The organism is Yinghuangia sp. YIM S10712, assembly GCF_051388935.1.
Classification (GTDB): domain Bacteria; phylum Actinomycetota; class Actinomycetes; order Streptomycetales; family Streptomycetaceae; genus Yinghuangia.
In genome coordinates this window covers 822,639-827,784 of record NZ_JBPKBI010000001.1, presented here as the reverse complement: position 1 = coordinate 827,784, position 5,146 = coordinate 822,639, and the positions used below count along the sequence as shown (strand labels likewise).

3 protein-coding genes and 1 pseudogene are annotated in these 5,146 nt (G+C 72.9%); 2 read left to right on the top strand and 2 right to left on the bottom strand.

Going from position 1 to position 5,146, the window contains the following annotated elements:
• Positions 1 to 358: helix-turn-helix domain-containing protein (locus tag ACRX5W_RS03905; protein ID WP_436786448.1), on the top strand; the 358-nt coding region annotated here is incomplete at its 5' end.
• A gap of 159 nt (positions 359 to 517) precedes the next feature.
• Here the strand turns inward: ACRX5W_RS03905 and ACRX5W_RS03900 are convergent.
• Positions 518 to 2,023, bottom strand: a complete 1,506-nt coding sequence (locus tag ACRX5W_RS03900; RefSeq protein WP_436786447.1) for a DUF5691 domain-containing protein — start codon at positions 2,021 to 2,023, stop codon at positions 518 to 520.
• A 163-nt stretch (positions 2,024 to 2,186) separates the two neighbouring features.
• Positions 2,187 to 3,566 carry an SWIM zinc finger family protein gene (locus tag ACRX5W_RS03895; RefSeq protein WP_436786446.1) on the bottom strand — a complete coding sequence of 460 codons (1,380 nt, stop codon included), beginning with the start codon at positions 3,564 to 3,566 and terminating at the stop codon, positions 2,187 to 2,189.
• 601 nt (positions 3,567 to 4,167) lie between these two features.
• Between ACRX5W_RS03895 and ACRX5W_RS03890 the strand changes: the two are divergent.
• Positions 4,168 to 5,146: pseudogene (locus ACRX5W_RS03890) on the top strand (hypothetical protein); the annotation flags it as partial.

The window sequence follows — 5,146 nt, the reverse complement described above, 5'->3', positions numbered from 1 at the left end:
CGCGCGCGGCTACCTCCTCAAGGAGGCGGACGGCGACGACATCCGCCGCGCGATCCTCGGCGTCGCGCGCGGCGAAGCGGTCTTCGGACCGAAAATCGCCCAGCGGGTACTGGCGTTCTTCTCGTCCTCTCCCGCACACCCGCGCGGGGCCGTGCCGTTCCCCCAACTCACCGACCGTGAGAGGGAAGTGCTCGACCTGCTCGCCCACGGACTCGACAACGCCTCGATCGCGCGGCGGTTGGTGCTGTCGGAAAAGACTGTGCGCAACCGCGTCAGCGACGTTTTGGCCAAGCTCCGCGCCCGAAGCCGGGCGGAGGCGGTGGCGATCGCGCGGGATGCGGGGATGGGGGCGGGATAGGTTGGGCGGCGGGAGCCGGGGGGGGTCGGGGGGTCGGGGCTTGGTCGGGAACGGTTGAAAATTGCGTTCTTGGCCCCCCTACCCACTCAACGGGTCGGGGGGTGGGAGGGTTCCGGGTGGGGTCACGACCGTGAAGTCCGCGCGAGGCCTCAGGCTCCGCTACGCGAACTCCGCCCGCAAAACCGCTCGTTCCCGCAGCGTCGCGGCCAACTCGCCGAACGCGCGGCCCCAATAGCCGTCTTCGCCGGCCGCCACCGCCAATCCCTCGATCTCACCGGCGACTGCGGGATCCAGCGAACGGGCCGCGAGGCCGGTGACGCCGCTGAAGCTCCACGGGTACGCCGACTCCCGCGCCGCACGCGCCAGCGCGTCGACGACCGCGCGTCCCAGCGCCGCAGGCCATATCGCCGGGCAACCGGCCAGCAACTGGAACGCCTCCGACAGCCCGTGCTCCTCGACGTGCGCGGCGACGTGGACCGCGCGCTCACCCGGCGGCAACACCGACAACAAGCGCGTCGGCGCCCCGCGGCCCGCCTGAGCACGGGCCCACGCGACGTTCTGCTGTTGGACGGCGGCCCGGGCCCATCCGTCGCGGATGTCCTCCGCCCAACGGCGAGGCAGAGAACGCGCCAGGATCTCGGTCGGCGACTCGCCGAAGATCACCGTCCACGCGGCGAGCGGCGTCGCCGCCACGATCTCGCCGAGCCACCAGGCGCGCTTCTCGCGGCCCGTCGGTGACGTCTCGGTGATCCCGTCGCGGCGCATCGACTCGTCGCACGTGTCGGGAGGAACGACCGTCACCCCGGAAGAGCCCTCGGGACGCACGCAGGCCCGCGCCCGTTCCGTCATCCGGGCCGCGAACGCCGACTCCGGCAGCACACTCAACAACGCCGCGGCACCCGTGCGGACGGCCTTGGCCCGGTCGTCGAGCGCGGCCTCCAAAAAATCCTCGTCGTCGGCCGACAGGCCGTCCCGCAGCACCGCAAGGAATCGGGCGCGGTCCTCCGCGGGTTCGCTGCGCCACGTCTTCGCGAGCAACTCGCGCGCGGCCCCCGGATCGCGTTCCCGCAGTGCGGTCAGGTACCCGAGACGCTCGCCGAACAGCCCGTGCTCCCAGACACTTTCGTCCTGCGCGACCTCCTCCGCGGCGACCCGTGCGGCCCACGCCCAGTCCGGATTCAGGCGCGCCAGCCAGCGACCCCGAGGACCCGCCAGCGCGGCGACGTCGGCGCGCAGTTCGCTGTGCGAGCGCGCGACGTCCAGCAGCGCGGGCAGTTCGGATTCCGGAGCACGGAAACCCCGGGCCCGCGCCTCGGCCAGCCACTCGGGCAACAGTTCGGCGATCGCCGTACGCCGCTCCCCCACGCCGCTGCCCAGCAGCACGCGCAGCCGGCCCTGGGCCCGGGACGGCACCGCCGGACGCGGATCGGGCGCACACTCGGCCAAAGGCGCCGCTCCCGTGCCGGGCAGGCGCCCGGCACGGCGGTGGACCAACGCCAACGCGGCCGCGTCGAGCAGGCGTTCGGCGGCATCCTCGCGCGGCACGGCGGCCAGTGCCGCGCCGAGCGCAGAACCCCGGTCGACATCCGGCACGGCCCGCTTCGCGGTGCCGACCAGGGCGGTCGACACGAGGTCGTCCCACAGTGCTTCGGTGGCAATCGTCATCGGGAACCTCCGGGGAGATACCGGCCGGCGGCCGTCCTGGTGCCGGGCGGCGAGTTCGGTGGCGGTGGCGTGCAGGGCGTCGGCTCCGGGCGTGCCCGCGCGGAGGCGACGCCGCAGGGGTCGACAGGTCGGGCTCCGATGGAGCCGGTGAGACTCACCCGCCTCACAGCGACACCGCACGCCCCTCGTGCCAGCCCGTGACCGGGGCGAAGCCGCGTGCGCCGTACTCGCCGAAGACCGTCATGCCCGCCCCTCCGGACATCGCCGCCAGGCGCCACAAAGCGTCCTCGGCGGCGCGGGAGCGGTCGACCGGCAGCCAAAAGCCGTCACTCCCGGCGATCCGCCACCCGAGCGGGTCCGGCACAGCCGCGACGTCGGCGAAGACCACCGGCCACGTGTCGAGCCAGGGCTCGCTGCGCACCGCCTCGGCGTACGCCATCGCCGCCGTCGCTGCGTCGCAGCCCGCCGGGACCTCCGCGGGCTCCGGCGGACTGTGCCGCTCCGCGAGGTGGGCGCGCAGCGGTGCCGCGGCGTCGTGGAAGATCAGGTCGGCCTCGAAGCGCTCGCCGACCGGGAGCGCGACCGGCGGCGCCTGTCCGGCCGCGCCGACCACCATGACCAGCGCCGTACGCCCGGATTCCGCACCGCGCAACCAGATGTGACGCACGGTCAGATTGTCTTCGGCGGTGTCCCGGCTGCCCAGGACCGTCCAGTGGTCGCGGACCGCCGTGCCCTGCTCGGCCGCCCTCTGCACCAGGTCGTTCTTCTCGACGGTCCAGCCGAACTGCGTCCGCACTGAGGCCGCCAACGGCGGGTCCAGGGCGTCGAGCCGGTCGTGGGCGCGCAGCAGCAGCCACATCTCCGCGTAGTCCTCCAACAGGCGCTCGGGCCAGTCGTCGCCCGACGCCGGGCGGGTCGCCGCGGTGCGCAGCCGCCGGGCCATGCGCTGCGCCTGCTGGTCGACCATCTGCCGGGCCATGTCCTCCCACGGTGTGTAGCCGGCCCGGTCGGCGCCCGCTATGCCGTTGCGCACCTGGTCGGCGAGCCACCGGCCGAGCATGTCGGCACCCTCCGCGACACGGGCCGCGCGCTGCTCGGCGCGGCGTGCCGCGGCGGCGGGATCGGCGACGCCCGCGGTCTGACGGACCGCCCGCTGCTGCGCACGGCCATGACGGGCCGTCAGCCAGCCGGTGACCCACGCGGGAGCGTCCGCGTCGTCCGTCACATCACCGGACGACCACAGCAACAGGAGCCCCAGCGCGTGCTTGCACGGCAGCTTGCGGCTCGGACACGTGCACGACCACGCCGGACCGTCCAGCTCGACGGCGGTGCGGTACGTCTTCGCTCCGCTGCCCTTGCACAACCCCCACACGCCGCTCTTCGCGGTCGTCGTACCCCCCTCGTCCCCGGCGCCCGGAAGGGAGACCTCCCCAGCCCCCAACTCCGTCCACGGCCCGGGAGCCGCCAACTTCGATCCGGCCTTCTGCGACGCGGTATCGGGTGCGAGTGCCAACACCCGGTCCGCGGTCCAGCGTTCCAGCATGACCGTCACGGTACGGCGTCGCACCGACACCTGCACCGGGGGTTCGCCAAACAGAGTCGATCACCGATCCGAGCCGCGATACTGCGCCGCCTTCGCACGCGTTCGACGGCTTCGGCGATGCGGCGCTCACGCGGGGCGTCCGCATGTGCAGGACGGCGGCAAACGCGACGCCCCGTTCAGTCGCCACCCCCGAAGCCGCGGTGACCGTCTGCGGCGCCCGGCCCGGTGGCCGAAACCGCGTCCGTCCGCCTCGGTGTTGCGCCAATGACCGCGGAAACCGGGCGCGTTGCGGACAGCAGAGCCGGGAAGGCATACGACAAATCACCGTACGTCGGTCATGGGCGAGCGCCTGGCGCACAACGCATTTCGCAATGGGCGTGGATGTAGAGACGCAGCGAACGCGCAGGTGGTTGCCGCGATTTTGGTGAACCTCACCCGAACTCGCTGTCGGTTCGGCGCCCCCGAACCGACAGCGGCGGATTGTCGCGGGCGCATACGGAGGGCTAGAGTCCCCGATTAATTGCTTGTGGAAGGACCTGTTGAGCTACCCCTCGCCTCGCGGCAGAGGGTTTGTACTGCCCCCGAGACAAAGGCGAATCAGGTGACGGACGGCCGTTATCCGGACGGCGACCCCTACGGTCGCGGCGTCGCGGACGAGGTCTACGGCACTGGCAACCACGCGGCTTACCCGGCGTACGACACCTACGGTGCGTACGACACCGGGGCGAACGCCGCTTATGGAGCCAACGCCCACGACTCCGGATCCTGGCACACCGGCGGTTACCAGACTCCCGCTTACGCGCAGGATTCCTACCCCGCGGGCGCGGAGCAAAACGGCTACGACGCCTCCGCGTACGGCACTTCGTCGGCCTATGGCGCCACCGCCGGCCACGAGGGCGCCTACGACGGCTACGACAGCGGGTACAACAGCGGTGCCTACAACGCCGTTTCGTACGACGCGTCCGGTTCCTACGCCGCCGTCGACAACAGCGGCGGCTACCCCGCGTACGACAGCGGCGCCTACCAGGCCTACGGCACCGACGGCGGCTACGGCCAGGCCGGGCCCGCCGCGACCGCCGCGCCGGAGACCGCCTATGAGACCACCGCGTGGTCGGGCGATGTCCTGACGGCCGTTCAGGAGCCGCCCGCCGCATGGGCGTCCGAGCCGTGGACCGCCGAACCGACCGCCACCGGCTGGTACGACGCGGCCACCGCCGTCCAGGAGCCGGCACCCGCCTACGACGGCCAGGTGGCCGGGTGGGACGCCCCCGAGACGTGGCAGGACGCCCCCGCCCCCGCAGCCGACGTCGATCCGTTCGCCGGGACGCAGGAGTTCCGCCTCGACCTGGCGGCGCACGACGCCGACGGCCACGACGCGGCCGAACAACGCGCCACGGCCGGCGACCGCGACACCGCGAACGCCGACGCCGCGGAAACCACCGAATTCAAGGTGACGATCGCGCCCGACGAACACGACGGCCGCGACGCGCGTGACGAGTTCGACGGGCAACGCGACGGGCGCTTCGACGAGCAGGACGACGACGCAGCCGACGACGACATACTCGACGGTGCCGCCGCGG

Excerpts from the sequence above, each read along its gene's own strand:
- ACRX5W_RS03900 (WP_436786447.1), bottom strand. The coding sequence starts at position 2,023 with ATGACGATTGCCACCGAAGCACTGTGGGACGACCTCGTGTCGACCGCC.
- ACRX5W_RS03895 (WP_436786446.1), bottom strand. The coding sequence starts at position 3,566 with ATGCTGGAACGCTGGACCGCGGACCGGGTGTTGGCACTCGCACCCGAT.